We start from the raw sequence: 24,449 nt of genomic DNA, 5'->3' as shown, positions 1-24,449 counted from the left end.
TCGTAGGGCGTTTATGGTGCTTTGCTTTTTCCACGGGCGCGCTAGAATGCGCGCCGAAGGGTGTTTGACGTGTAGTCCACACACTTCGCCAGCCTTTGCTAGGCTTGCCAATAGCGTGTGGCCAGCAGGGGCTAGATGGATTTGTCAGGTCCTGCCAGGAGCAGGGCCTGCTGGGTGCCGCCTCCCATCAGGAGCGCCGACCCAAGGGCAGTGGCCTAACCCACGGCCAGTTGAATTTTCACTGGTGGCTGCCGGTCTACGGCTGCACTGGTCTATAACTAACCTGCTTTTCGCAAGTCATGAGGTAGAACATGAGCGACGACGATCTGGAAAACGACGACCTCGAAGTAGGCGATGAAGACGAGGCTGATGAAGGCCTCGAAGCGGCGGCTGACGACGGCGTTGAAGACGCTGGCGATGACGACAGCAGCCCGGCACCTGCTGCCAAGGGCAAATCCAAGGCGGCTGTCTCGGTAGACGAGATGCCGAGCATGGAAGCCAAGCAGAAGGAGCGTGATGCACTGGCCAAGGCGATGGAAGAATTCCTTTCGCGCGGTGGCAAGGTGCAGGAAGTCGAGGCCAACGTGGTCGCCGACCCGCCCAAGAAGCCGGACAACAAATACGGCAGCCGCCCCATCTGAGTGGCTGAACGCAAAAAAGCCCGCCGTCGCTGCGGGCTTTTTTTGTGCCTGTGAGTTTTGTGCTGGCTGTACTGGCCCTATCGCCGGCAAGCCAGCTCCCACAGGATCACCGAGGGCCTCAGCCTTGCGCGATCCCTGTGGGAGCTGGCTTGCCGGCGATAGGGCCGCACAGCGGCCCCTGTCAGCGCCAGCGCGAAAGGATATCGGGCAACTGCGAAAGGCGCTGGATCTCGGCATCCGGTGCCTGCTCACCCGTCCAGGCCTTGCCCTGGGGGTTGAACCAGACGGCCCGTAGCCCGGCGCGCTGGGCGCCTGCGATGTCATCCCCGGGGTGGTCGCCGATGTGAACGGCGGCGCTGGCGTCCGCCTCGCCGCGGCGCAGGGCTTCCAGGAACGGTGCCGGGTCCGGCTTGCCGATGCCGAGGTCTTCGGCGCACAGGGCAAAGCGAAAGTAGTCCGCCAGCCCCAGCCGGCTCACATCGGCATTGCCGTTGGTGACCACGCCCAAGGTGTAGTGATGGCGCAAGATCTCCAGCACCGGCTGCACCTCGGGGAAGATCTCCACCTGGTGGCGAGCGTGGAGGAACACTTCAAAGCCTTCGTTGGCCAGGGACTGCGCTTGCTTTTCGCTGTAGCCGACCTCCTCCAGGGCATGGAACAGCACCCGTCGGCGCAGGGCGCTGATGCGGTGCTTGAGGCCGGGCTCGGCCTGTACCAGGCGCTCACGGATGGCGAACAGGTGCTCCACCGGCACGCCGCCCAGGATCGGGGCGTTGGCTTCGAGCCAGTCGCGCAGCACGACTTCGGCGCTGGCGATGACCGGCGCGGTGTCCCACAGGGTGTCGTCGAGGTCGAATGTGATCAGCTTGATGCTCATGAGTCTGTGCCTTTGCTGCGTTTGGCCCGAGGGTGGGCGCTGTCGTACACCGCGGCCAGGTGCTGGAAGTCCAGGTGGGTGTAGATCTGCGTGGTACTGATGTCGGCATGGCCGAGCATCTCTTGCACCGCCCGCAGGTCCTGGGACGATTCCAGCACATGGCTGGCGAAGGAATGGCGAAGCATGTGCGGGTGCAGGTGCTGGCCCAGCTCGCGCTCACCCGCCTTCTTCACCCGTTGCTGCACAGCCCGTGGCGTGATGCGGTTGCCCTGGCGGGTGATGAACACTGCGCGGTCACGCGGGTTGCCGATGCCGCGCAGGCAGTACCAGGCCTGCAGCGCCTCGCGGGCCTTGCGGCCAACCGGCAGGACGCGGGCCTTGCCACCCTTGCCCAGCACCTGCACCAGGCCGGCGGCGAGGTCGATGTGATCGAGGTCGAGGTTGGTCAGCTCGGACAGGCGCAGGCCAGACGAATAAAACAGTTCAAGAATGGCCTGGTCACGGCGGGCGATGAAGTCGTCGTCGACGCCGCCATCAAGCAGCTGCAGGGCGCGGTCGGTGTCCAGCACCTTGGGCAGCCGGCGCTCACCCTTGGGCGCGCTCAGGCCGGTGGCCGGGTCGTGCTGGCACAGGCCTTCGCGGTTGAGGTAGCGGTACAGGCCGCGCACCGCCGATAGCAGCCGTGCCAGGCTGCGCGAGGACTGGCCATGGTGGTGCAGGCGCGCGATCAGCTGGCGCAGCTGCTGGATCTGCAGCGCCTGCCAACCGTCAATTGCGTGTTCCTTGCAATAGGCGATGACCTTGTCCAGGTCGCGACGGTAACCCAGCAAGGTGTGCTCCGACACCTGGCGCTCGTTGCGCAGGTGTGCGCAATAAGCCTCCAGCTGGCGTTCCATCAGCGTACCGAGCGCAGGGTCTGGGTAACGCGCGGTACAACGCGGCCGAGCACTTCGGCGATGTAGCCGAGGAACAGGGTGCCGACGCTGCTCTTGTAGTGTTGCGGGTCGCGGCTGCCGATCGCCAGCACCCCGTGCAGCCCCTGGTATTCGAGGGTGGCCACGGCGCTGGAACCCACCTCCCGGCGCTGTTCTTCACCGAACAGGAACGCCAGCTCGTGTTCACGGAGGTTGCCACTGACCGTCTTGCCGCCGCCCAGCAGTGCACCGATGGCCTGTTGCGCCTCGGCGTTGCTGACCCAGCGCCCGACCGGCGCAACGTTGTCGCCGAACAGGATGAGGCTGACGAAGGGCACCTGGAATTCCTGGCGCAGGCTGTCTTCGACCGCCATCACCACTTCTTCCAGGGTACCGGCGTCGAGCAGGTCGAGGATCAGCCGTCGGGTCTTGTCGAACAGCCGGTCGTTGTCGCGGGCCACGTCCATCAGTTGCGAAAGGCGATGGCGCATCTCGATGTTGCGGTCACGCAGCAGCTTGAGCTGGCGTTCCACCAGGGACACGCTGTCGCCACGCTGGTGCGGGATGTGCTGTTCGATCAGCAGCTCATCGTGCTCGGCGAAGAAGGTGGGGTGGGCGCGCAGGTAGGCGACCACCGCTTCGGCATCGAGCTCGGCGGACTGCTGGGGTACAACCTTGGGCTGATCGGTCATGGCGGTTACTCGCTTAGAGACGAACCTGTCCTTCGTAGACGCGCACGGCAGGGCCGGTCATCAACACGGGCTTGCCGGGGCCGGCCCATTCGATGTGCAGGCGGCCACCGGGCAGGTCGAGGGACACCGGGGAATCCATCCAGCCTTGGCTGATCGCTGCCACGGCCGCGGCGCAAGCGCCGGTGCCGCAGGCCTGGGTTTCGCCCGCGCCGCGTTCCCACACGCGCAGGTTGGCGCGGTGGCGGTCGATGACCTGGAGGAAGCCGGCATTCACCCGCTGCGGGAAGCGTGGGTGGTTTTCGATCTTCGGGCCCAGCTCATGCACGGGGGCAGTATGCACGTCGTCGACGCGCAGCACGGCATGCGGGTTCCCCATGGACACGGCGGCAATCGAATGCAGCTGACCGTCGACTTCCAGTGGGTAGTTCAGCGCCTGCTCGTCAGCGACAAAGGGGATTTCGGCAGGAATGAACCGCGGTGGGCCCATGTCGACACTCACCTGGCCGTCGTTCTGCACGTCCAGCACGATGATGCCGCTCTTGGTTTCCACGCGAATGCGCTTTTTCGCGGTCAGGCGCTTGTCCAGCACGAAACGGGCGAAGCAGCGCGCACCGTTGCCGCACTGTTCCACTTCAGAGCCGTCGGCGTTGAAGATGCGGTAGCGGAAGTCCACTTCCGGATTGTTCGGCGCCTCGACGATCAGCAACTGGTCGAAGCCGATGCCGGTATGGCGGTCACCCCATTGCTTGGCGTGCTTTGGCTGGATATGCGCGTGCTGGCTGACCAGGTCGAGGACCATGAAGTCGTTGCCCAGGCCGTGCATCTTGGTAAAACGCAGCAGCATGGGCTTACTCCGGCAGCAGGCTTTCGCCAGCGTACAGTTCGGCGATGGTCTCGCGGCGGCGTACTTCGAACGCCTGGTCGCCGTCGACCAGGATTTCAGCGCAACGGCCACGGGTGTTGTAGTTGGAGCTCATGACAAAACCATAGGCGCCCGCGGACTGCACGGCCAGCAGGTCACCTTCGGCCAGGTTCAGCACACGGTCCTTGCCGAGGAAGTCGCCGGTCTCGCAGATCGGGCCGACCAGGTCGTAGGCACGGCCTTCGCCTTCGCGTGGGATGACCGCGCTGACACCCATCCAGGCCTGGTAAAGGGCCGGGCGAATCAGGTCGTTCATTGCCGCATCGATGATGGCGAAGTCTTTGTGTTCTGTGTGCTTGAGGTATTCCACGCGGGTCAGCAACACGCCGGCGTTGGCCACGATGTAGCGGCCCGGCTCGAACACCAGGGCCAGGTCGCGCTTGCCTACGCGTTCGCGAATAGCCTTGATGTAGTCGGCCACCAGCGGTGGCTCTTCGTCGCGGTAGCGCACGCCAACGCCGCCACCCAGGTCCAGGTGGCGCAGGTGGATGCCGCAGTCGGCGAGGCGATCGACCAGGTCCAGCAGGCGGTCGAGGGCATCGAGGAACGGCTCCACGGTGGTCAGCTGCGAGCCGATGTGGCAGTCGACGCCGACCACTTCCAGGTTCGGAAGCTGCGCGGCACGCACGTAGATAGCCTCGGCGTCGGCGATGGCGATACCGAACTTGTTTTCTTTAAGGCCCGTGGAGATGTACGGGTGGGTGCCGGCGTCTACATCCGGGTTTACCCGCAGCGACACCGGGGCAACCTTGCCCATTTCGGCGGCCACGACTTGCAGGCGCTCCAGCTCGTCGGTGGATTCGACGTTGAAGCAGTGCACGCCCACTTCCAGGGCGCGGCGCATGTCTTCGCGGGTTTTGCCGACGCCGGAGAACACCACGCGGTCGGCGCGCCCGCCAGCAGCCAGCACGCGCTCCAGCTCACCGCCGGAGACAATGTCGAAGCCTGCGCCCAGGCGTGCCAGCACGTTCAGCACGCCGAGGTTGGAGTTGGCCTTGACCGCGAAGCACACCAGGTGCTCCGCGCCTTGCAGGGCGTCGGTGTAGCTACGGTACTGGGCCTCGATGTGGGCGCGCGAATACACGTAGGTGGGGGTGCCGAAACGTTCGGCGACGGCCGACAGGGCCACCCCTTCCGCGAACAGCTGGCCGTCGCGGTAGTTGAAAGCGTTCATCTGGTTTCCTTACTGCGCAGGCGACTGCTCGGGCTCGGACTGCAGCTCGGGCTGCTGCGCTGGCGCCGGGGCGGGCTTGGCTTTTGGCTGGTGCTGGTGCGACTTGTGCGCTTTGCCGTTATCGCCGTCTTCAGGCAGATACAGCGGGCCTTTCTGGCCGCAGGCCGAAACGAGGCAGGCAACAGCGACCAGCGCCGCGAAGGAGGAAATCAGGCGCTTCATGGGTGAAATCCTTAGAAAAATGCAGTATTGCGCCCGAGTATACCGAGCGACCGGCGGCTTGCCTATGCAAGGGCCGGTCCGCCGGGCGGGCTATTCTTACCGCCTTCAATGGCTAATCTTTGCATTCGGCGCCAAGCGCCCGTATCTTGCCCGGCTTGCCTGTAACGCAGCCAATTTCGAGGTTCCTGCAATGAGTTTGAGTGAAGCGCGTTTCCATGATCTGGTCGACGCGACCCAACAGGCCCTGGAAGACCTGTTCGACGAGAGCGGCATGGACCTGGACATGGAGAACTCCGCCGGGGTCCTCACCGTCAAGTTCGAAGGTGGCGCCCAGCTGATCTTCAGCCGCCAGGAACCGCTGCGCCAGCTGTGGCTGGCCGACCGTTCCGGTGGCTTCCACTTCGACTACGACGAAGAAAGCGGCAAGTGGGTGTGCGAGAAGAGCGAAGAGCTGCTGGGCGAAATGCTCGAGCGCATCGTCTGGGAGCGGGCCGGCGAGAAGCTGGACTTCGACGAGATCTGACATGAGCAGCGCCCAGGCCCGGCCACCCAAGCCGCTCTACAGCAACGTCAGCCCCGCCGTGCCATCGCCGTGCATCAGCGTTTGCCGGCTGGACGAACAGCGGGTGTGCACCGGCTGCCAGCGGCATGTGGAGCACATTCGTGAATGGCGTTCCGCCGATGACGAACGGCGTCGACAAATCTGCCGCGAGGCCCAGCTTCTGCGCGACCAGGCTAAGGCACACTGAGAGCAGGGGCTTGAGTATTTGCCCGGCTGTGGTAGTGTCGAGTTCTGCGTCGGTGACGCCAAAGCATTCACAAACCCCGCCCTTGGGCGGGGTTTTGCTTTATCTGCCCGACGAAAATCGCCTGTTCAAAGGAGTCTGACTGGATCATGAGCACCAAGCCTTCCCTCATCCTCACCCGATTGGACGTACAGCGTCTGGAGCGTCTTATCGACAGCCTCGACGAGAGTACGCCGGGTGTGCTCGCCCTGCAGGACGAGCTGGACCGCGCCGAGCAGGTGGTCGGTCACGAGGACGTGCCAGCGGGCGTGGTGACCATGAACTCGCGCGTGCACTGCCGTGAGGAAGCCAGCGGCAAGGACTACCACCTGACGTTGGTCTATCCGAAGGACGCAGGGCCGGAAGGCAATGTCTCGGTCCTGGCACCGATCGGCTGCGCTTTGCTGGGGCTGTCGGTGGGCGAGCAGATCGACTGGCCGGCACCGGGTGGCAAGACCCTCAAGCTGAAGCTGCTGGAAGTGGAGTACCAGCCCGAAGCGGCGGGCGATTACGACCTGTAAGGGCAAGGGGGCCGCTGCGCGGCCCATCGCCGGCAAGCCAGCTCCCACAAGGGTTGCACAAGGCCCGAGGCCGGCGCCGTACCTGTGGGAGCTGGCTTGCCGGCGATGGGCTGCAAAGCAGCCCCTGATCATTCACTTAGCACCTGCTCCAACCCCTCATTCAACGCCTGCTCCAGCACCCGCTTGTAGCTCAGGTACACCTGCGTCGCGCCCAGCCGGTCATCCAGCAGCTCGGACAAATCCAGGTCGGTGATGTAGCACCGGTATTGTCCGGCACCGCGCCGTTGCCCGATGATCTGCCTGGCCACCACTGCATACAGCTGGCCACCATGCTCCAGCTCGGAAAACTCTTGCTGGTCGCAGTACAGCGTCACATGTGCCGCACCCGCCATTCCGGCCTGGATGATGGCCTGCACCTCATAGTAAGGCTGGCCGCTGCCTTCGACCGGAGCCTGGCGCGCCTCGATGCTGCGCGCCTTGCCAGCGCCGGAAGGCAACAGTTGCGCGTAGTGGATGTCCAGCGAGGCAGCGCGCTGGGTATCCAGCGGCAGCCGGGCATCACGGCGCATCACCACTGATCGCAGGAAGCGTTGCAGTGGCAGCAGCAGGTGGGCTTCGTCATGCAGGGGAAGGCGCTGCTGCCACAGGGCATTGTATTCATCCAGCACATACAACTCGGCCCAGCCACCCTGCAGGCGGTAGAAGACCTGGATGCAACCCGGCCGGCCCTGTTCCAGCACCAGGCGCAAGTCGTGGTCCAGCAGTGCGTTGCTATCCAGGTACAGCGGGCTGTAGGCGCTACGCTCCTCGCCCAGGTGGGCCAGCAGGGCTTCGTGCTCGGCCAGGGTGGCCAGGCCGACATGCCCGGCCAACAGCTCCAGCACATGGGTGTGTTGGGCCACCTGTAGCAGGTAGCGGTGGTTTAAGCCTTGGTCCAGCAGCAGCTGCACCGTGTCGAAAATTTCCTCCACGCGCTGGCCGATGGCCTGCGCGCGGCTCTGGCAAAAACAGCGCACCCGTACCCGTGGCCGGTGGCCGCGCAGCACCGGGCTGTTGAGGAAGTCCCGCAGGCAGCGCACCAGCGCGTGCTCACCGTCGTAGCGCTGGACCAGCACTTCGTTCCAGCTGTTCAGGGTGACCTGGTCCAGGGTCAGCACCAGGTTTTCGCGCACGCCTGCGTAGCTCAACGAATCGGTACGCTCGGTGGTCATCAGGATGTTCAGGTCGCGGTGATGGCGCAGCGGGTCGATGGCGACATTGACCAGCAACAGCACCTCGTCGGCAACGCTGGGCTGCAGCAGGCGCACTTCGCTGACGATCGGCAAGGGCAGGGGAATGCTTTGCTGCAGGCAACCCATCAGGTTGAACAGCTCGAACTCGCTGAGGTCGCTGACGCCCGGGTGCAGCGCCAGGCGCGTGCTGCTGTCGATCACGCCGTTGCGGTGGGCCCAGGCCAGCAGTTCAAGCAGCTCGCGGCAGCGTTTGATCGGGCTGAAGTGCTCCACCTCGTGGGTACTCAGGTTGCCGCTGTACAGCTCCCAGTGGTAGCTGCCGGGCTCCTTGCGGTTGGGCGCCTGGACCAGGGTCAGGGTGCCTTCGGCCAGGTCCGGGGCGATGCCGGGGTTGATCACCTCGACCTTGCCGGCGCGGCGCTCGAAGGCCGCATACAGGCGCCGGCCCAGCACATTGAGGTCGCGCTGGTCGGCGCGGCTGCTGGCGTTCTGGGTGCTGGCAAACTGGCTGAGGAAGCGGTAGCTATGGTTCAGCTCGGCCACCAGTTCGCGGCGCTCGACAGCGACTTGCTGCACTTTCCATTGGCTGCGGCTATCAAGCAGGGCCAGCTGACGCTCGTCCCAGCCCCACTCGTCTGCCAGGCGCTGCAACAGCCGGCGCTGCCAGCCATTGGCGCGGCCCTGGTCGCTGAGCTTCTTGTTCACCTTCAGGTACAGGCTGCGCCTTACCAGTTCCAGGCGTGCGGGCTCGCCACGTTGCAGCAGGTAACGTTCGATGCGTCGGTACACCATCACATACGGGTCCAGCTCGTCGAGGTCGAGCTGGTTGGCGAACACCGCCTGCTTGTAATCCAGGCTCAGGCAGCGGACGGCCGGGTGTTCACTGGCGTAGGTCTCGGTCAGCAACAGCTTGAGCAGCGATTTGTAGGGCGAATCAATGCCCTTGAACAGTTGCCACAGGCCGGCACCGACGAACTCGCCGGGCGGGATGTGCGCCAGGTTGCCGAGGTCGAGGGCATCCTGGCTGCGGATGAAACGCTTGGTCAGCAGGGTCTGCGTGTAGGCGCGGTAATTGTGCTCCTGGTAGACGGGTACCAGCCACCACAGGGGTGTGCGCCCTGCCAGCCAGAGGGTGGTGCGGTAGAACTCGTCCAGTAGCAGGTAGTGCTGGGTGGTACCGCAGTCGTCGGAGCCCAGTTGGCCGTCGCGTTGGCCCTGGGCAAAGCCTTGCGTGTCGATCAGGAAGAAATGCGCCTCGGCGCCCAGGCTTGCCGCCCAATCCTCCAGCAATTGGCACTTGCGGCGCAGTTCTCCCAGCAAGTGCTCGGGCAAGCCGGGCGCATGGCACACCCACAGGTCCATGTCGCTGTGCTCGGCCTGGGCCAGTGAGCCCAGGCTGCCCATCAGGTAGAGGCCGTGGATCGGGCGTGGCGGGTTGCCATGGCGGGCCTTGTAGGTGAACGAGCGGGCCAGGCGCTGGGCCTCGACCACCAGCTCGGCACCTGGCTCGTAGCCCGACACGCCAGCCGGTGTGCTACCCGAGACGTAGCCCGGCAACAGCGGATGGTTCACGTGAAACAGCAGCGGCAGTAGCGTCAGTACCTGTTGCTGGCGTGTCGACAGGCCTTCCATTGCCCGTTGCAGCCTCCCCTGGTTCAGCTGCAGGAAACGCGCACGCAATGTCGCCAGGACCTTGCGATCGATGCCTTCGTCCAGGTCAGGGCGGATTTCGTGAGGGTGGTTCATTGTGCGCTCGGGCAGGCCAGTAAAGCTGTGGCGAGTGTAGCCTGAGTGGTGGGGCCGGATAAGCGCTAATTGGGATTTTTGGCGCCATTTTTCCAGCGCGCGCCTGCTCCAGCTTTGGCTGCGCTTCAGGCATGATGGGCGCACTGATTTCATGTAGAGAAATTCCGATGCGTGTATGGATCGATGCCGACGCCTGCCCCAAGGCGGCCAAGGATCTGATCGTCAAGTTCGCCCTCAAGCGCAAGTTCGAAGTGGTGATGGTGGCGGGCCAGGCCGTGGCCAAACCAGCGTTCGCGATCGTGCGCCTGATCGTGGTACCCAGCGGCATGGACGCAGCCGACGACTATCTGGTCGAACACGCTGTGCCGGGCGAGTTGGTGATCTGCAGTGATGTGCCGCTGGCTGACCGCCTGGTGAAAAAGGGTGTGAGCGTGCTGGACCCGCGCGGGCGCGAATTCGACGAGCGCAACATGGGTGACCGCCTGGCGGCGCGCAACCTGTTCACCGAGCTGCGTGAGCAGGGCCAGGTGGGGGGAGGGCAGGCGGCTTATGGTGAACGTGAAAAGCAGGCGTTTGCCAATGCGCTGGACCGGATCATTGCCCGGCTTTCCAAAACCTGAATACAGTTCGGGGCGTCGGCTCTTTCGCTGACCTGTGGGAGTGGTTTTACCCGCGAAGCAGGCAGCCCCGCAGGGCCGCGCATGCCTGGGGCTTACTCGTGTGTGAGTTCCAGCACCCGGTCCACCAGCTTGTAGATCCCGCCCGCCGCTTCGCTGATCGACTTGGCTTCCATGTAAGCCGGGGTAGTTACCAGCTTGCGCTGGGTGTCTTCGACAATGTCGTGTACATCGCACTCCTCATGGGTGCCGCCCATCTTCTCGACAGCCGCCGCAGTACCGGCGTCGCTACCGATGGTGCAGACCACGCCCGGCCCGTAGATCTTTGCGGCCAGTGCCGGCGAGATGCAGATCAGGCCAACCGGCTTGCAGGCGTCGGCAAAGGCTTCGGCCAGCTCCAGCACGTCCGGGTTGACGCTGCAGTTGGCGCCTTCCACGGCGAAGTTGGACAGGTTTTTCGCCGCCCCGAACCCCCCCGGCACGATCAGCGCATCGAATTCCTCGGCCTTGGCTTCGCGGATGTCCTTGACCTCGCCACGGGCAATGCGCGCCGACTCCACCAGCACATTGCGCGACTCGGGCATTTCCTCGCCGGTCAGATGGTTGATGACATGCATCTGCGCAATGTTCGGCGCGAAGCACTGCACCTGCGCACCGCGCTGGTCGAGGCGCAGCAGGGTGATCACGCTTTCGTGGATTTCGGCGCCGTCATACACGCCACAGCCGGAAAGAATCACCGCTACTTTTTTTGTCATGCTCATTACTCCAGTGTCGAGGCGCTAAATGTCCTCTAGTTTGGCAGATGTCGCCATAGGGGTTGCCGCAGGCGCGGCCTAATCTTGATGGATACCGCCTGAGGCCGTACCCATGGACCTGATATTGCTGGCCGTGCCGTTCTTCTTCGTGCTCATCGCCGTGGAGCTGGTGGCCGACCGTGTGCGTGGCCAGCGCAACTTTACCTTGGCCGATTCGATCAACAGCCTGAGTACCGGCGTGCTGTCGACCAGCACCGGGTTGCTGACCAAAGGCGCAGGGCTGGTGACCTATGCCCTGGCGTTCGAGCACCTGGCACTTTTGCGCCTGCCGCCCGAAGCCTGGTGGGTATGGCTGCTGGCCTTTGTCCTGTACGACTTCTGCTACTACTGGCTGCACCGACTGGGCCATGAACGCAACGTGCTGTGGGCCGCGCATTCGGTGCATCACCAGAGCGAGGAATACAACCTCACCACCGCGTTGCGCCAGACCAGTAGCGGGTTCATCTTCTCGTGGATCTTCTACCTGCCGCTGGCACTGCTGGGCGTGCCGCCACTGGTGTTCATCACCGTGGCATCGCTCAACCTGCTGTACCAGTTCTGGGTGCATACCCGGCACATTCCCAAGCTTGGCTGGCTTGAGTGGGTGTTGATTACGCCATCCAACCATCGCGTCCACCATGCGCAAAACCCTGTTTACTTGGATCGCAACTACGGCGGTGTGTTCATTCTCTGGGACCGTCTGTTCGGCACCTTCAAAGAGGAGGACCCGGCCGAGCCTGTGGTGTTCGGGGTAACCACGCCGCTGGCCAGCTGGAACCCGCTGTGGGCCAACCTGCAGTTCTATGCCCAGCTCTGGCATGACGCCCGGCACACTGCCAGCCTGCGGGACAAGTTGCGCATCTGGTTCATGCCCACCGGTTGGCGCCCGGCCGATGTGGCCGCACGTTACCCACAGGCCAAGCAGGACCTGGCGCAGTTTCGCAAGTTCGAGGTTGCCCTGGGCCGCCCGCAGCAAGCTTACGTGGCGGCGCAGTTCGTGGTGTATGTGGCCTTGGGCAGCTACCTGATGGACGTAGCCGAACGCGTGCCGGCCGCCGCGCTGGTGCTCGGCTGGTCGCTGATGGCGTTTGGTCTGTTCGTGCTGGGCGGGTTGCTGGAGAACCGGCCCTGGGCTGCGCGCCTGGAACTGGCGCGGCTTGTGGTGAATGCGCCGGCGCTGTACCTGGCCGGCGCAATGGGCCTAGCGGTGGTCGCGCCGCTGGCCTGGTTCCTGCTCGTGGTCTATAGCCTTCTCAGCCTGTGGGGCCTGGGCCTGGTCCGCCGCCTTGCGCTCCGCGCGCAAGGCGCGGAAACGCCGGCGCAGCCACAACAAAACGCCCAGCCCCACCAGGCCACCAAGTACCCATAGCTCGTAACGCTTCACGTTGCCCAGCAGGCCTTCGAGGATGGCGCCAAAGTGGTACGCAGCCGCGCCCAGGGCTATTGCCCAGATGGCCGCGCCAAAGCCATTGAGCAGCAGGTAGCGGCGCGGTGGGTAGCCCGACAGGCCAATGGCCACCGGCATGACCGTACGCAGGCCATAGACGAAGCGGAAGCTCAGCACCCAGATGTCGGGGTGGCGGCGGATGTGGTCCAGCGCCCGGTCACCCATTGCTTGCCAGCGTGGTTTGCGCGCCAGGATCCTGCGCCCGTGACGGCGGCCCATGAAGTACCACAGCTGGTCGCCGGCATAGCTGCCGAGGAACGCCACCAGGCACACCAGCTTGATGTCCATGTACCCACGGAATGCAAGGAAACCCGCAAGCACCAGGATGGTCTCGCCTTCGAAGAAGGTGCCTAGAAAAAGGGCAAAGTAGCCGAAATCCTGCAGGAATTGTTGAAGCATTTTCTGAGGTGCTGGCGAAATGAACGCGCAGCCTACCCCTTCGCGCGCATTCGTGAAAGTGTCCAAATGTGTCTCGACGTGAACAATTCCTACACAGACAATGCCAGAGGCCACGCGCCATGGCTTGCCCTGGTGTGTAACACAGGCGTCATAATGGGCGCTTATCTTGCCGCTCAATTGATGATAGGGCGTTAACGTCCTCAGGAACGCCAGATGAATAATGAAGTGCTCACCCCTGTCGCGATCAAGGAAGCCCAGGAGCTCCCGGAAGAGTTGGTGCAGACCCCGCCAGACCTGCCGCCGGCGCCCGAGCCGGAGCCTGTAGAGGAGCAGGTCGCCGAGCCTGTGGCCGCGGCGCCCGCGCCCGCGCCGGCCCCGGCAATAACCGTCCCCGGCCTGGACGACAGCAGCCTGTACATTCATCGCGAACTCTCGCAGCTGCAGTTCAACATCCGCGTCCTGGAACAGGCCCTGGACGAGAACTACCCACTGCTCGAACGCCTCAAGTTCCTGTTGATCTTCTCCAGCAACCTCGACGAGTTCTTCGAGATCCGCGTCGCCGGCCTGAAGAAGCAGATCAACTTCGCCCGTGAACAGGCCGGTGCCGACGGCCTGCAGCCGCACCAGGCGCTGGCGCGTATCAGCGAGCTGGTGCATATCGAGGTAGAGCGCCAGTACGCGATCCTCAACGACGTGCTGCTGCCGGAGCTGGAAAAGCACCAGATCCGCTTCATTCGCCGCCGTTACTGGACGCCCAAGCTCAAGACCTGGGTGCGCCGCTATTTCCGCGACGAAATTGCCCCGATCATCACCCCGATCGGCCTCGATCCGACCCACCCGTTCCCGCTGCTGGTGAACAAGAGCCTCAACTTCATCGTCGAGCTGGAGGGGGTCGATGCCTTCGGTCGCGACTCGGGCCTGGCGATCATCCCGGCCCCGCGCCTGCTGCCCCGGGTTATCCGCGTGCCTGAAGAGGTGGGCGGCCCGGGTGCCAACTACGTGTTCCTGTCGTCGATGATCCACGCGCACGCCGACGACCTGTTCCAGGGCATGAAGGTGAAGGGCTGCTACCAGTTCCGCCTGACCCGTAACGCCGACCTGGCGCTGGACTCCGAAGAAGTCGACGACCTGGCCCGCGCCCTGCGCGGCGAGCTGTTCTCGCGCCGTTACGGCGACGCCGTGCGCCTGGAGGTGGCCGACACCTGCCCGAAACACCTGTCGGACTACCTGCTCAAGCAGTTCAGCCTCAGCGAAAGCGAGCTGTACCAGGTCAATGGCCCGGTCAACCTCACCCGCCTGTTCAGCATTACCGGCCTGGACAGCCACCCTGAGCTTCAGTACACGCCGTTCACCCCGGCGATCCCCAAGCTGCTGGTGAACGCCGACAACATTTTCAGCGTGATCAGCAAGCAGGACATACTGCTGATGCACCCCTTCGAGTCCTTTACCCCGGTGGTCGACCTGCTGCGCCAGGCCGCCAAGGACCCGCACGTGCTCGCCGTGCGCCAGACCCTGTACCGGTCCGGGGCCAACTCGGAAATTGTCGATGCCCTGGTGGACGCTGCGCGTAACGGCAAAGAGGTCACCGCGGTGATCGAACTGCGCGCGCGCTTCGACGAAGAGTCCAACCTGCAGATGGCCAGCCGCCTGCAAGCGGCCGGTGCGGTGGTGATCTACGGCGTGGTCGGTTTCAAGACCCACGCCAAGATGATGTTGATCCTGCGTCGCGAGCAGGGCGAGATCGTGCGTTATGCGCACCTGGGCACCGGCAACTACCACGCCGGCAATGCCCGCCTGTACACCGACTACAGCTTGCTGACCTCAGACGACGCCCTCACCGAGGACGTCGGCAAGCTGTTCAGCCAGCTCATCGGCATGGGCAAGACGCTGCGCATGAAAAAGCTGCTGCACGCGCCGTTCACCCTGAAGAAGGGCATGCTCGACATGATTGCGCGCGAAACCCAGTTTGCCCTCGAAGGCAAGCCCGCGCACATCATTGCCAAGTTCAACTCGCTGACCGACGCCAAGGTCATCAAGGCACTGTACAAGGCCAACCAGTCGGGTGTGAAGATCGACCTGGTGGTGCGTGGCATGTGCTGCCTGCGCCCAGGCATTCCGGGGGTTTCACACAATATCCAGGTGCGCTCGATCATCGGCCGCTTCCTTGAGCACACGCGGGTGTTCTACTTCCTCAATGGCGGCGAAGAGCAGATCTACCTGTCCAGTGCCGACTGGATGGAGCGCAACCTCGACAAGCGCGTCGAGACCTGCTTCCCGGTGGAAGGCAAGAAGCTGTTGCTGCGGGTGAAGAAGGAGCTGGAAGGCTACCTGACCGACAACACCCACGCCTGGACCTTGCAGCCAGACGGGCGCTACGTGCGCATCACCCCGACCGGCAACCAGAACCCGCGCAGTGCCCAGGCGACCCTGCTGGAGCGCCTGAGCAACCCGGTCCTCAACGTACGCTGAGGACGAAGCCGACCCGGGCCAGCCACTCCGCCTCGTTGGCGAAGTCGGCCTGGGTCAGCTGGTTCTGTTCCAGCCAGCCTTCAGGGAAGGCCACATCCAGGCTTGCATCGCCAGCCTTGAGCACCACCTTCGGCATCTGCTGGTTGCCACGGATGTGGTGAAACAGAATGGCGAAACGCAGCAGCACGCACAGGCGCAGCAGCTTGATGCCTTCGTCACCCAGCTCGGCGAACTTGTCCTTGGGGATGTTGCGGCGGTGGCCGCGTACCAGCAAGGCCATCATCTGCTGGTCCTCGCGGGAGAAGCCCGAAAGGTCGGAGTGCTCGATCAGGTAGGCGCCGTGCTTGTGGTAGTGATAGTGGGCGATATCGAGGCCTACTTCGTGCACTTTCGCGGCCCAACCCAGCAGATCGCGCCAATTTCCGTCTTTCAGCCCCCAGGCATCGGCCACTTGGTCGAAGGCATGCAGCGCCTTGCGTTCCACGCGCGCAGCCTGGCCCTGGTCCACGTGGTAACGCTCCATCAACGAGTTGAGGGTGCGTTCGCGCACGTCTTCATGGTGGTGGCGGCCGAGCAGGTCGAACAGCACACCTTCGCGCAGGGCGCCGTCACAGTGGTCCATGCGCTGCAGTTCCAGCGCGTCGAAAATCGCTTCGAGAATGGCCATACCCGCCGGGAAGATCGTGCGGCGGTCCGGCTTGATGCCGTCGAAGTCGATCTTGTCGACTTCCCCCAGCTTGAACAGCTTGCGCTTGACCCAGGCCAGGCCCTCGGCGTTGACCTCACCATTGCCCAGGCCACCGGCCTTGATGGCGGCCCCGATGGCGCGGATGGTGCCGGACGAGCCGATGGCCTCGTCCCAGGTCAGGCGATGCAGGGCATGCTCGATGCTCATCAGCTCCAGGCGCGCGGCCGTGTAGGCCTGGGCGTAGCGGGCCGGGGTGATCTTGCCGTCGCGGAAGTAGCGCTGGGTGAAGCTGACGCAGCCCATCTGCAGGCTTTCGCGCAGCAGCGGCTCGAAGCGCTGGCCGATGATGAATTCGGTACTGCCGCCGCCGATGTCCGCCACCAGGCGCTTGCCGGGGGTGTCGGCCAGGGTGTGCGACACACCCAGGTAGATCAGGCGCGCCTCTTCACGGCCGGAGATGACCTCCACCGGGTGGCCGAGGATGGCTTCGGCGCGCTGGATGAATTCGTTACGGTTGCGCGCTTCGCGCAAGGCGTTGGTACCGACGATACGCACGGAGCCTGCGGGCATGCCGTTGATCAGCTGCGAAAAGCGCTTGAGGCAATCCAGGCCTCGTTCCATTGCCTCTTCACTGAGTTTGCGTTCTTCGTCGATGCCGGCGGCAAGCTGAACCTTCTCGCCGAGCCGCTCGAGAATGCGGATTTCGGTATGGTGGGCCTTGGCCACGACCATGTGAAAACTGTTGGAGCCAAGGTCGATGGCGGCGATCAGGGACAGGTTCTTCGCGATGGTATGCGGCATGATCTGGTTGTTCTCGGTCGTTAACCCGGCAATCGTGCCACGATAGCAGGCTGACGCCAACGCGTGACACGCAGCCGATGTGCTCGCCTTGATGCAAGGCAATGTGCCATTCGATTCTATGACGGCTGTATGACAGTTTCGATTCGCGGCGTCTTGCACAACTATAGTTACAGTCAATCGTCCGTGGCTTCCTGTCGGCGGCGGGGGCGGCTATGATGGGCAACGTTTTTTATTGCTTACGACCTTGGAGATTTCCATGAGCGACAAAATCAAACACGTCACCGACGCCAGCTTCGAAGCCGACGTACTGCAGGCTCAAGGCCCGGTGCTGGTCGACTACTGGGCTGAATGGTGCGGCCCATGCAAGATGATCGCTCCGGTTCTGGACGATATCGCTGCTACCTACGAGGGCAAGCTGACCGTCGCCAAGCTGAATATCGACGAGAACCAGGAAACCCCGGCCAAGCACGGCGTGCGTGGTATCCCGACGCTGATGCTGTTCAAGAACGGTAACGTCGAAGCCACCAAGGTTGGCGCGCTTTCCAAGTCGCAGCTGGCCGCGTTCCTCGACGCCCACCTGTGATGTGAAAAAAGCCCCGCAAATGCGGGGTTTTTCTTTTCCAGAGCACTAGACGCAGAAAAAAGCAAGTGTTACATTCGGCCTCGCACTGCTTTTCCAGTGCCCTCTACACGCCGTCGCCGAAGCATCCCTAATTCGAATCAGTACGCGATCCTGTCGCCATCTAGCGGCGCGGCCTCATTAAGCCAGAAGCTTAATTCTCCCTTCTTACATGATTACGTCACTCCCCTTATGAACCTGACTGAACTCAAGCAAAAGCCGATTACCGATCTTTTGGAAATGGCCGAACAGATGGGCATCGAGAACATGGCCCGTTCGCGCAAACAGGACGTGATCTTCGCCCTGCTGAAGAAGCACGCGAAGAGCGGCGAAGAGATTTCGGGTGACGGCGTGCTGGAGATTCTCCAGGATGGTTTCGGTTTCCTGCGCTCGGCTGATGCGTCCTACCTGGCCGGCCCGGACGATATCTACGTCTCGCCCAGCCAGATCCGCCGTTTCAACCTGCGTACCGGCGACACCATCGTCGGCAAGATCCGCCCGCCGAAGGAAGGGGAGCGTTACTTCGCCCTGCTGAAGGTTGATACCATCAACTTCGACCGTCCGGAAAACGCGAAGAACAAGATCCTGTTCGAAAACCTGACGCCGCTGTTCCCGAACAAGCGCCTGAAGATGGAAGCCGGTAACGGCTCCACCGAAGACCTGACCGGTCGCGTCATCGACCTGTGCGCCCCGATCGGCAAAGGCCAGCGTGGCCTGATCGTCGCCCCGCCAAAAGCGGGCAAGACCATCATGCTTCAGAACATCGCGGCCAACATCACCCGTAACAATCCCGAGTGCCACTTGATCGTGCTGCTGATCGACGAGCGCCCGGAAGAAGTGACCGAAATGCAGCGCACCGTGCGCGGCGAAGTGGTTGCTTCCACCTTCGACGAGCCGCCAACCCGCCACGTGCAGGTTGCCGAAATGGTGATCGAGAAGGCCAAGCGCCTGGTCGAGCACAAGAAGGACGTGGTCATCCTGCTGGACTCCATCACCCGTCTGGCGCGTGCCTACAACACCGTGATCCCAAGCTCCGGCAAGGTGCTGACCGGTGGTGTCGACGCCCACGCCCTGGAGAAGCCGAAGCGCTTCTTCGGCGCCGCGCGTAACATCGAGGAAGGCGGTTCGCTGACCATCATCGCCACCGCGCTGGTCGAAACCGGCTCGAAGATGGACGAAGTGATCTACGAAGAGTTCAAGGGCACCGGCAACATGGAGCTGCCGCTGGACCGCCGCATCGCCGAGAAGCGCGTGTTCCCGGCCATCAACATCAACCGTTCCGGTACCCGCCGCGAAGAGCTGCTGACTGCCGACGACGAACTGCAGCGCATGTGGATTTTGCGCAAGCTGCTGCACCCGATGGACGAAATCGCTGCCATCGAGTTCCTGGTCGACAAGCTCAAGCAGACCAAGACCAACGACGAGTTCTTCCTGTCGATGAAGCGCAAGTAAGCTTCGCAGGCATCACGCAAAAGCCGGGGAAACCCGGCTTTTTGCTGTTTGTCACAAAAGACCGTTCGCCAGCACGCCGAACGAAGGCCAACATGCTGCTTGTGGCGTGGGGGCCTGCCTGATCCAGGCATTTGCCTCCTGCCTCCCGAAGACCAGCGAAGCCGGGCTGGTTGATGAATCGTCACACGGATGTCTCTTATAAGGTACACTTGGATGTACGCAGTTCATCACGTTCTATCCGCTAATGATGTGGATGTTTACCAGGCATGGCTGAACACCATCCGTGACACAAGGGTGAAGGCGCGAATCACTACAAGGGTCGACCGGGCGGCGCAGGGCTATTTTGGCGTGACCCAACCAGTGGGTGATGGCGTGTTCGAGATGAAACTGGACTTCGGGCCAGGCTATCGCGTCTATTACGCCATCTCCGGGCGGAAGATCATTTTCCTGCTCGGAGGTGGCACGAAAGACCGGCAGCAGGCCGATATTGATCAAGCCAGATCTCTGTGGCAGAGGCATAAGGTAGCGCTATGACCGGCACACGCTCGCATGAAGAAAGTGTTCTCGAAATGCTCCGCAAGGATGAGTCTTTCGCCATCGATTATCTTGCGGTTGCGCTTGAAGAAATCGATGAGCCTGGTGGCGCCGCAGGTTTTCTGACGGCGGTTCGGCGCGTAGCGGAAGCGCGTGGTGGGATGGGTAATCTGTCCCAGGCCACGGGGCTTGCGCGTCCAAACCTCTATCGAGCCTTGGCTGCTGATGGGGACCCGAGATTGTCGACTGTGTTGAAGGTGCTGCAGGCCCTTGGAATCGGGTTGTCAAAGGTTGTATCGCATAATCGGTGAGGCGCAAGGTAAGCGTCCCGACCAAGGCGTGAAGCGGTCACCAATGCATTTTTGCCCCCAAACCATGCCCGAACGGCGCTACACTCTGCACCCCGACCGATACGGCCAACACGAGGCTTTTGCATGCAGTATCGCGACTTGCGCGACTTCATCCGTGGCCTGGAACAGCGCGGCGAGCTCAAGCGCATCCAGGTTCCGATCTCCCCAGTCCTGGAAATGACCGAGGTCTGCGACCGCACCCTGCGTGCGAAGGGCCCGGCATTGCTGTTCGAAAAGCCCACCGGCTTCGACATTCCGGTGCTGGGCAACCTGTTCGGCACCCCCGAACGCGTGGCGATGGGCATGGGCGCCGAGTCGGTCGAAGAACTGCGAGAAATCGGCAAGCTGCTGGCCTTCCTCAAGGAGCCCGAGCCACCCAAGGGCCTGAAGGACGCCTGGTCCAAGCTGCCGATCTTCAAGAAGGTCGTGTCGATGGCGCCGAAGGTCGTCAAGGACGCGGTATGCCAGGAAGTGGTGGTCGAGGGTGATGATGTCGACCTCGGCGCACTGCCGATCCAGCACTGCTGGCCAGGCGACGTGGCGCCGCTGATCACCTGGGGCCTTACCGTCACCCGCGGCCCGAACAAGGACCGCCAGAACCTGGGCATCTACCGCCAGCAGGTCATTGGCCGCAACAAGGTCATCATGCGCTGGCTGAGCCACCGTGGGGGCGCCCTCGACTATCGTGAGTGGTGCGAGAAAAACCCCGGCCAGCCGTTCCCGGTTGCCGTGGCCCTGGGTGCTGACCCGGCGACCATCCTCGGTGCCGTGACCCCGGTGCCGGACACCCTCTCCGAATATGCCTTCGCCGGCCTGCTGCGCGGCAATCGCACCGAGCTGGTCAAGTGCCGTGGCAGCAACCTGCAGGTACCGGCCACCGCCGAAATCATCCTGGAAGGCGTGATCCACCCGGGCGAAATGGCCCCGGAAGGCCCGTATGGCGACCATACCGGCTACTACAACGAAGTGGACAGCTTCCCGGTGTTCACCGTCGAGCGCATTACCCACCGGCAGAAGCCGATCTACCACAGCACCTACACGGGCCGGCCGCCAGATGAGCCGGCGATTCTCGGCGTGGCATTGAACGAAGTGTTCGTGCCGATCCTGCAGAAGCAGTTCCCGGAAATCACCGACTTCTACCTGCCGCCGGAAGGCTGCTCGTACCGCATGGCGGTGGTCACCATGAAAAAGCAGTACCCGGGCCACGCCAAGCGCGTGATGCTGGGTGTGTGGTCGTTTCTGCGACAGTTCATGTACACCAAGTTCGTTATTGTCACCGATGACGATATCAACGCCCGTGACTGGAACGATGTGATCTGGGCCATCACCACGCGCATGGACCCCAAGCGTGATACGGTGATGATCGACAACACGCCGATCGACTACCTGGACTTCGCGTCGCCGGTATCGGGGCTGGGGTCGAAGATGGGCCTGGACGCCACGCACAAGTGGCCGGGCGAGACTACACGCGAATGGGGGCGGGTCATCGTCAAGGACGAAGCCGTCACCCGCCGTATCGATGAGCTGTGGGATCAGTTGGGAATAGATTGATGCAGGTAACGTTGCAGCCGTCCGGGGCGGTGCTGGCGCTCGAACCCGGGGAACGGATCCTGGATGGAGCGCGGCGGTTGGGCTATGACTGCCCGAATAGCTGCCGCAATGGCAATTGCCATGTCTGCGCCGCGTTGTTGGTCGAAGGGCGGGTACGCCAGGACGGCGAAGTCCGTGACCATGGCGAGCTGTTTACCTGCATTGCCGAACCGCTGGAGGACTGTGTTTTGCTCTGGGATGGTGTGCTCGCCCTGGGCGAGCTGCCGGTACGCAAGCTGGCGTGCAGCGTCAGTGAATGCGTCGACGTTGGTGGCGACGTCTGGCGGGTGCGCCTGCGTGCGCCAGCCGGCAAGCCACTGCGATACCACGCCGGGCAGTACCTGATGATCGAGCGCGAGGGCGGCAAGCCTGCCGCGTTTTCGCTGGCCTCCGCACCCCACGCAGGGCGAGAGCTGGAGCTGCACGTGCTGGCGCGTGAGCCAAGTGCATTGCAACTGATCGAGCAGCTCAAGCGTGATGGCTTGGCACGCATCGAAATACCGTTTGGCGACACCCACCTGGCCGAGCTGCCCGACGGGCCACTGGTGCTGATTGCCGCCGGCACCGGCATGGGCCAGATGCACAGCCTGCTCGAGCATTGCCGCGCCAACGGCTTCAAACACCCGGTACACCTGTACTGGGGCGTGCGTCGGCCCGAAGACTTCTACCAGATCGAGCACTGGGACGAATGGCAGCGCCTGCCCAACCTGTTTCTGCACCAGGTCGTCAGCGACCTGTGCGGCTGGGAAGGCCGCTGCGGCATGCTGCATGAGGCGGTCTGCGAGGACATCGCCGACCTCAATACCGTGCATGTATATGCCAGCGGTTCACCGAACATGATCTATGCCACCCTCGACGCCTTGGTCGAAGCCGGCATGGATGCACACCGCATGCGTGCGGATGTGTTTGCCTACGCGCCACGCGGTTAATAACCGAAGTTTGAAAGAGTGGGTATAAGGCGGTAATTGTTACCGCCTTGGCTAATAACTTTCACAGTTGCCGAAACAGTAATTCCCAGTCGTCGGAACCGCGCATGAAACTCTGCCGCGAGGGCTTGAGTATTCCTGCAATTCTGGCCTATGGTTACTGCAAGCGCCCTTGCTACAGAGGCTTGGGGCGTATCTCAATCGAATCTCGCTACATCCGTAGTTCATAGGGATAATGGCGGCAGCTTATGTCGGCACTTGAAAGTATGTCTTGGGAAGTATCATACCCTCCGGCACTCGACTTCGGTCAGCAACATACTCACGACCAGTTGTTCAACTCCATGAAGACGACCATGTCTCGGCATCAGGGCGGGCCCGTGTGGCTGTTCGCTTATGGTTCATTGATCTGGCGCCCGGAGTGCAGTTCGGTGGAACGCCAGCGGGCGCGGGTGCATGGTTATCACCGGGGCTTGTACCTGTGGTCGCACGAGCACCGTGGCACCCCGGAAACCCCAGGGCTGGTGTTCGGCCTGGACCGTGGTGGCTCCTGCAGCGGCTTTGCCTATCGGCTGGATGAAAGCAGCCTGGATGACTCGTTGATGGCCCTGTGGCAACGGGAGATGCCGTACCCGGCCTACCGGCCGCACTGGCTTAGCTGCCGGCTGGGCGATGGCAGCAAAGTGCAGGCCTTGGGCTTTGTGCTGGAGCGGCATTTGCCGTGCTATGCGGGCAACCTGCCGGATACCTTGCTCAGTCAGATCCTGGCCAGTGCCAAGGGGCGTTATGGCACTACGCGCGACTATGTCGAGCAGACCTTGAATGCCTTGCGCAGCCACCAGATGCCAGATCGCAACCTGGAGGCGCGGTTCAGGCGTTGCCATAACCTGCGTGAAGTTTGAGGTTTTGGGGCCGCTGTGCGGCCCCAGAATAATCAATGCATCAACACCACCAACTTACCCACAGCCTGCCGCTGCCCCAGTTTCTCGATGGCAGCCCCGGCCTCGGCCAGTGGATAAGTCTGCGACACCAGCGGCTTCAACTTGCCTTCGGCATGCCAGGCAAACAGCTGCTTGAAGTTGGCCGCGTTATCCTCGGGCTGGCGCTGTGCAAACGCCCCCCAGAACACCCCCAGCACCGCCGCGCCCTTGAGCAGCACCAGGTTGGCCGCCAGCTGTGGAATGCTGCCGCTGGCAAACCCCACTACCAGCAGTCGGCCATTCCAGGCCAGCCCGCGCACTGCCTGCTCGAACAGCTCGCCCCCCACGGGGTCGTAAATGACGTCCACGCCCTGGCCACCGGTCAGCCGCTTGATTTCTTCGCGCAGGCTGGCCTGGGTGTAGTCGATCAGCTCATCTGCCCCGGCCGCCTTGGCCACGGCCAGTTTCTCGGCACTGCTGGCTGCCGCGATCACCCGCGCGCCCATGGCCTTGCCGATTTCCACCGCCGCCAGACCGACCCCACCGGATGCGCCCAGTACCAGCAGCGTCTCGCCTGCTTGCAGTTGGCCGCGCTGGCGCAGGGCGTGCATCGAGGTGCCATAGGTCATGCCGAAGGCGGCAGCGGTGGTGAAGTCCATGCTGGCCGGGATCGGCAGTACGTTGTAGAAAGGCACCGCCACCTGCTCGGCGAAAGCACCCCAGCCGGTGAGCGCCATGACCCGCTCGCCGACCTTCAGCGCGCCGGCTTTTTCCCCGACCGCGGCCACCACGCCTGCGGCTTCGCCGCCGGGTGAGAACGGCAGCGGTGGCTGGAACTGGTATTTGCCTTCGATGATCAGGGTGTCGGGGAAATTGACACCGGCGGCCCGCACATCCAGCAGAATCTCGTTTTTCCTGGGCTGCGGGCTGGCCACGTCTTCCAGTACCAGATCGCGCGCCGGACCCAGGGTTTTGCACAACACAGCTTTCATCGGGGCTATTCCTTTGCGGGTAGTGGCCGATAAGTGTAGGAGGGCCGCTTGCCGGGTCAACGAGCATGGCCCGCCCTGATGGGCCGGCATAAGCCCGGGCTTGGGTTTGAGCGGCGTGCTGGGTAAGC

24 protein-coding genes and 1 pseudogene are annotated in these 24,449 nt (G+C 63.1%); 14 read left to right on the top strand and 11 right to left on the bottom strand.

The features are described from left to right. Positions 1-311 precede the first annotated feature (311 nt). Positions 312-641 (top strand): transcriptional regulator SutA, encoded by a 330-nt coding sequence (gene sutA / locus WF331_RS13835; protein WP_019473552.1) that lies wholly within the window; start codon positions 312-314, stop codon positions 639-641. A gap of 181 nt (positions 642-822) precedes the next feature. Here the strand turns inward: sutA and WF331_RS13830 are convergent, their stop codons facing one another. The 6 genes from WF331_RS13830 to lptM are packed head-to-tail and all read right to left on the bottom strand — an operon-like array spanning position 823 to position 5,442. Then, positions 823-1,518 carry an HAD family hydrolase gene (locus tag WF331_RS13830; RefSeq protein ID WP_241799975.1) on the bottom strand — a complete coding sequence of 232 codons (696 nt, stop codon included), beginning with the start codon at positions 1,516-1,518 and terminating at the stop codon, positions 823-825. Beyond that, positions 1,515-2,414 (bottom strand): tyrosine recombinase XerC, encoded by a 900-nt coding sequence (gene xerC / locus WF331_RS13825; protein WP_340623002.1) that lies wholly within the window; start codon positions 2,412-2,414, stop codon positions 1,515-1,517. Before xerC ends, WF331_RS13830 begins: the two co-directional genes overlap by 4 nt. Beyond that, positions 2,414-3,124 carry a DUF484 family protein gene (locus WF331_RS13820; protein ID WP_049273680.1) on the bottom strand — a complete coding sequence of 237 codons (711 nt, stop codon included), beginning with the start codon at positions 3,122-3,124 and terminating at the stop codon, positions 2,414-2,416. Before WF331_RS13820 ends, xerC begins: the two co-directional genes overlap by 1 nt. A 13-nt stretch (positions 3,125-3,137) precedes the next feature. Further along, positions 3,138-3,968, bottom strand: coding sequence for a diaminopimelate epimerase (gene dapF / locus WF331_RS13815; protein ID WP_016502188.1), 831 nt, complete (start codon positions 3,966-3,968; stop codon positions 3,138-3,140). 4 nt (positions 3,969-3,972) lie between these two features. Continuing rightward, positions 3,973-5,220 (bottom strand): diaminopimelate decarboxylase, encoded by a 1,248-nt coding sequence (gene lysA / locus WF331_RS13810; RefSeq protein WP_016502187.1) that lies wholly within the window; start codon positions 5,218-5,220, stop codon positions 3,973-3,975. A gap of 9 nt (positions 5,221-5,229) precedes the next feature. Further along, complete coding sequence (gene lptM, locus WF331_RS13805; protein ID WP_016502186.1) at positions 5,230-5,442, bottom strand: LPS translocon maturation chaperone LptM; 213 nt, start codon at positions 5,440-5,442, stop codon at positions 5,230-5,232. Positions 5,443-5,632: 190 nt separating this feature from the next. Here lptM and cyaY point away from each other — a divergent pair, with 190 nt between their 5' ends. The 3 genes from cyaY (at position 5,633) to rnk (ending at position 6,748) form a co-directional block, all read left to right on the top strand. Next, positions 5,633-5,965: an iron donor protein CyaY gene (gene cyaY, locus WF331_RS13800; RefSeq protein ID WP_016502185.1), complete on the top strand. Its 333-nt coding sequence runs from the start codon at positions 5,633-5,635 to the stop codon at positions 5,963-5,965. Between the two features lies 1 nt (position 5,966). Next, complete coding sequence (locus WF331_RS13795) at positions 5,967-6,191, top strand: DUF1289 domain-containing protein (RefSeq protein ID WP_284359141.1); 225 nt, start codon at positions 5,967-5,969, stop codon at positions 6,189-6,191. A gap of 146 nt (positions 6,192-6,337) precedes the next feature. After that, positions 6,338-6,748, top strand: a complete 411-nt coding sequence (rnk, locus tag WF331_RS13790; protein WP_016502183.1) for a nucleoside diphosphate kinase regulator — start codon at positions 6,338-6,340, stop codon at positions 6,746-6,748. A 128-nt stretch (positions 6,749-6,876) separates the two neighbouring features. On the opposite strand, the gene WF331_RS13785 is transcribed toward rnk, so the two are convergent. Beyond that, on the bottom strand, positions 6,877-9,726 hold the full coding sequence (locus WF331_RS13785; protein WP_016502182.1) for a class I adenylate cyclase: 2,850 nt from the start codon (positions 9,724-9,726) through the stop codon (positions 6,877-6,879). 167 nt (positions 9,727-9,893) lie between these two features. Here WF331_RS13785 and WF331_RS13780 point away from each other — a divergent pair, with 167 nt between their 5' ends. Then, a complete protein-coding gene (locus WF331_RS13780; protein WP_197897845.1) occupies positions 9,894-10,346 on the top strand; it encodes a YaiI/YqxD family protein in 453 nt (150 codons plus the stop codon). Positions 10,347-10,438: 92 nt separating this feature from the next. Here WF331_RS13780 and elbB read toward each other — a convergent pair whose 3' ends face one another. Continuing rightward, positions 10,439-11,098: an isoprenoid biosynthesis glyoxalase ElbB gene (gene elbB / locus WF331_RS13775; RefSeq protein WP_174370260.1), complete on the bottom strand. Its 660-nt coding sequence runs from the start codon at positions 11,096-11,098 to the stop codon at positions 10,439-10,441. A 112-nt stretch (positions 11,099-11,210) separates the two neighbouring features. Here elbB and WF331_RS13770 point away from each other — a divergent pair. Beyond that, a pseudogene (locus WF331_RS13770) lies at positions 11,211-11,837 on the top strand (sterol desaturase family protein); the annotation flags it as partial. Positions 11,838-12,338: 501 nt separating this feature from the next. On the opposite strand, the gene WF331_RS13765 reads toward WF331_RS13770, so the two are convergent. Next, positions 12,339-12,983, bottom strand: a complete 645-nt coding sequence (locus WF331_RS13765) for a DedA family protein (protein ID WP_340623001.1) — start codon at positions 12,981-12,983, stop codon at positions 12,339-12,341. Between the two features lie 213 nt (positions 12,984-13,196). Between WF331_RS13765 and ppk1 the strand changes: the two genes are divergently transcribed. After that, a complete protein-coding gene (ppk1, locus tag WF331_RS13760; RefSeq protein ID WP_340623000.1) occupies positions 13,197-15,452 on the top strand; it encodes a polyphosphate kinase 1 in 2,256 nt (751 codons plus the stop codon). Here the strand turns inward: ppk1 and ppx are convergent. Then, positions 15,439-16,941: an exopolyphosphatase gene (gene ppx / locus WF331_RS13755; protein ID WP_016502176.1), complete on the bottom strand. Its 1,503-nt coding sequence runs from the start codon at positions 16,939-16,941 to the stop codon at positions 15,439-15,441. The genes ppk1 and ppx overlap by 14 nt on opposite strands. A 256-nt stretch (positions 16,942-17,197) precedes the next feature. Here ppx and trxA point away from each other — a divergent pair, with 256 nt between their 5' ends. From trxA to WF331_RS13720, 7 genes are all read left to right on the top strand, one after another. Further along, entirely contained in the window at positions 17,198-17,524 is a 327-nt protein-coding gene (gene trxA, locus WF331_RS13750) for a thioredoxin TrxA (RefSeq protein WP_012274768.1), read from the top strand. A 228-nt stretch (positions 17,525-17,752) separates the two neighbouring features. After that, the gene (rho, locus tag WF331_RS13745; RefSeq protein WP_003253661.1) at positions 17,753-19,012 is read left to right on the top strand and encodes a transcription termination factor Rho; all 1,260 of its coding nucleotides are present in this window, start codon (positions 17,753-17,755) and stop codon (positions 19,010-19,012) included. Positions 19,013-19,225: 213 nt separating this feature from the next. Continuing rightward, positions 19,226-19,546, top strand: coding sequence for a type II toxin-antitoxin system RelE/ParE family toxin (locus tag WF331_RS13740; RefSeq protein WP_019470978.1), 321 nt, complete (start codon positions 19,226-19,228; stop codon positions 19,544-19,546). Beyond that, positions 19,543-19,857: an addiction module antidote protein gene (locus WF331_RS13735; RefSeq protein WP_016489756.1), complete on the top strand. Its 315-nt coding sequence runs from the start codon at positions 19,543-19,545 to the stop codon at positions 19,855-19,857. The genes WF331_RS13740 and WF331_RS13735 overlap by 4 nt, the downstream gene beginning before the upstream one ends. A 123-nt stretch (positions 19,858-19,980) precedes the next feature. Continuing rightward, on the top strand, positions 19,981-21,447 hold the full coding sequence (gene ubiD / locus WF331_RS13730; RefSeq protein WP_016502174.1) for a 4-hydroxy-3-polyprenylbenzoate decarboxylase: 1,467 nt from the start codon (positions 19,981-19,983) through the stop codon (positions 21,445-21,447). Next, a complete protein-coding gene (locus tag WF331_RS13725) occupies positions 21,447-22,415 on the top strand; it encodes a CDP-6-deoxy-delta-3,4-glucoseen reductase (protein ID WP_340622999.1) in 969 nt (322 codons plus the stop codon). The genes ubiD and WF331_RS13725 overlap by 1 nt, the downstream gene beginning before the upstream one ends. Positions 22,416-22,660: 245 nt before the next feature. Further along, positions 22,661-23,311, top strand: coding sequence for a gamma-glutamylcyclotransferase (locus WF331_RS13720; protein WP_041167937.1), 651 nt, complete (start codon positions 22,661-22,663; stop codon positions 23,309-23,311). A gap of 32 nt (positions 23,312-23,343) precedes the next feature. On the opposite strand, the gene WF331_RS13715 is transcribed toward WF331_RS13720, so the two are convergent. Further along, positions 23,344-24,321 (bottom strand): NADPH:quinone oxidoreductase family protein, encoded by a 978-nt coding sequence (locus WF331_RS13715; RefSeq protein ID WP_016502171.1) that lies wholly within the window; start codon positions 24,319-24,321, stop codon positions 23,344-23,346. Between the last annotated feature and the right edge of the window lie 128 nt (positions 24,322-24,449).

Origin of the sequence: Pseudomonas sp. YNh, assembly GCF_037993085.1 — a bacterium.
GTDB lineage: Bacteria > Pseudomonadota > Gammaproteobacteria > Pseudomonadales > Pseudomonadaceae > Aquipseudomonas > Aquipseudomonas putida.
The sequence above is the reverse complement of the archived record's forward strand: the minus strand, read 5'-3'. Positions and strand labels throughout refer to the sequence as shown.

Coding starts and splice junctions, on each gene's coding strand:
- sutA (WP_019473552.1), top strand. CDS start 312: ATGAGCGACGACGATCTGGAAAACGACGACCTCGAAGTAGGCGATGAA.
- WF331_RS13830 (WP_241799975.1), bottom strand. CDS start 1,518: ATGAGCATCAAGCTGATCACATTCGACCTCGACGACACCCTGTGGGAC.
- xerC (WP_340623002.1), bottom strand. CDS start 2,414: ATGGAACGCCAGCTGGAGGCTTATTGCGCACACCTGCGCAACGAGCGC.
- WF331_RS13820 (WP_049273680.1), bottom strand. CDS start 3,124: ATGACCGATCAGCCCAAGGTTGTACCCCAGCAGTCCGCCGAGCTCGAT.
- dapF (WP_016502188.1), bottom strand. CDS start 3,968: ATGCTGCTGCGTTTTACCAAGATGCACGGCCTGGGCAACGACTTCATG.
- lysA (WP_016502187.1), bottom strand. CDS start 5,220: ATGAACGCTTTCAACTACCGCGACGGCCAGCTGTTCGCGGAAGGGGTG.
- lptM (WP_016502186.1), bottom strand. CDS start 5,442: ATGAAGCGCCTGATTTCCTCCTTCGCGGCGCTGGTCGCTGTTGCCTGC.
- cyaY (WP_016502185.1), top strand. CDS start 5,633: ATGAGTTTGAGTGAAGCGCGTTTCCATGATCTGGTCGACGCGACCCAA.
- WF331_RS13795 (WP_284359141.1), top strand. CDS start 5,967: ATGAGCAGCGCCCAGGCCCGGCCACCCAAGCCGCTCTACAGCAACGTC.
- rnk (WP_016502183.1), top strand. CDS start 6,338: ATGAGCACCAAGCCTTCCCTCATCCTCACCCGATTGGACGTACAGCGT.
- WF331_RS13785 (WP_016502182.1), bottom strand. CDS start 9,726: ATGAACCACCCTCACGAAATCCGCCCTGACCTGGACGAAGGCATCGAT.
- WF331_RS13780 (WP_197897845.1), top strand. CDS start 9,894: ATGCGTGTATGGATCGATGCCGACGCCTGCCCCAAGGCGGCCAAGGAT.
- elbB (WP_174370260.1), bottom strand. CDS start 11,098: ATGACAAAAAAAGTAGCGGTGATTCTTTCCGGCTGTGGCGTGTATGAC.
- WF331_RS13765 (WP_340623001.1), bottom strand. CDS start 12,983: ATGCTTCAACAATTCCTGCAGGATTTCGGCTACTTTGCCCTTTTTCTA.
- ppk1 (WP_340623000.1), top strand. CDS start 13,197: ATGAATAATGAAGTGCTCACCCCTGTCGCGATCAAGGAAGCCCAGGAG.
- ppx (WP_016502176.1), bottom strand. CDS start 16,941: ATGCCGCATACCATCGCGAAGAACCTGTCCCTGATCGCCGCCATCGAC.
- trxA (WP_012274768.1), top strand. CDS start 17,198: ATGAGCGACAAAATCAAACACGTCACCGACGCCAGCTTCGAAGCCGAC.
- rho (WP_003253661.1), top strand. CDS start 17,753: ATGAACCTGACTGAACTCAAGCAAAAGCCGATTACCGATCTTTTGGAA.
- WF331_RS13740 (WP_019470978.1), top strand. CDS start 19,226: ATGTACGCAGTTCATCACGTTCTATCCGCTAATGATGTGGATGTTTAC.
- WF331_RS13735 (WP_016489756.1), top strand. CDS start 19,543: ATGACCGGCACACGCTCGCATGAAGAAAGTGTTCTCGAAATGCTCCGC.
- ubiD (WP_016502174.1), top strand. CDS start 19,981: ATGCAGTATCGCGACTTGCGCGACTTCATCCGTGGCCTGGAACAGCGC.
- WF331_RS13725 (WP_340622999.1), top strand. CDS start 21,447: ATGCAGGTAACGTTGCAGCCGTCCGGGGCGGTGCTGGCGCTCGAACCC.
- WF331_RS13720 (WP_041167937.1), top strand. CDS start 22,661: ATGTCGGCACTTGAAAGTATGTCTTGGGAAGTATCATACCCTCCGGCA.
- WF331_RS13715 (WP_016502171.1), bottom strand. CDS start 24,321: ATGAAAGCTGTGTTGTGCAAAACCCTGGGTCCGGCGCGCGATCTGGTA.